Here is an 842-nt window from a genome sequence, read left to right on the forward strand (position 1 = left end):
GGGCGCCGCCGACACCCCCACCCCCGACCTGCGGGTCGCCTGCGGGATCGGCCCGGACACCCCGGTCCTGGTCTACTGCGGCGGCGTCAACCCGTCCCGGGGCGTGGACACCATGATCGACGCCCTGCCCCAGCTCCCCGGGGTGCACGTCGCGCTGGTCACCCTGCACCCCAGCGGCAACAACGCGGCCAGCGAGGCGCTGCTCGCCCGGGCCGGGGAGATCGGCGTCGCCGACCGGGTGCACCTGCTGCCGTACGTCGCGCACTGGCAGGTCTCCGCGTTCCTGGCCACCGCGAACGCCGGGGTCATCCCGATCCACCACAAGCCCAACCACGAGCTCGCCCTGATCACCAAGTTCCTGGAGTACTCGCACGCCCGGCTGCCGATCGTGGTCAGCGACGTGCGGACGATGGCCGACACGGTCCGCTCCACCGGGCAGGGGGAGGTCTTCCGGGCCGAGGACGTCGCCGACTACGTCCGCGCCGTCGGGAAGGTGCTCGCCGACCCGGAGCGCTACCGGGCCGCGTACGACCGGCCCGGCCTGCTCGCCAGCTGGACCTGGGAGGCACAGGCCGAGGTACTGGAGTCGGTCTACCGCCGGCTGCGCCCCGACCTGACCCCGACCGACGCCCCCGACCGGGTGACCGTCGCCGCTGGCTGACGTTTCCGAAATGTCGGCTTGAATGCGGTGACACGCCGACAATCCGCTCCGGCCTGGGAATGTCCCGATCGGACCGAACGGTGGCAGCGGGCGGTCCACGACTGGTCGTAGGATGCGCGGGTGCGCCGGAGGGGACCGGCTGAACTGGTACCCGGTCACTCCTCCGGTCTGCCGTCACCCC

The 842-nt window shown here is 72.7% G+C and carries 1 protein-coding gene; it reads left to right on the plus strand.

Going from position 1 to position 842, the window contains the following annotated elements; all coding sequences use genetic code 11:
• On the plus strand, positions 1 to 661 hold a 661-nt coding region (locus GSF22_RS33945), incomplete at its 5' end, for a glycosyltransferase family 4 protein (protein WP_208817966.1).
• Positions 662 to 842: the final 181 nt, after the last annotated feature.

It is taken from the genome of Micromonospora echinofusca (assembly GCF_017614955.1).
Taxonomy (GTDB): domain Bacteria; phylum Actinomycetota; class Actinomycetes; order Mycobacteriales; family Micromonosporaceae; genus Micromonospora; species Micromonospora echinofusca_A.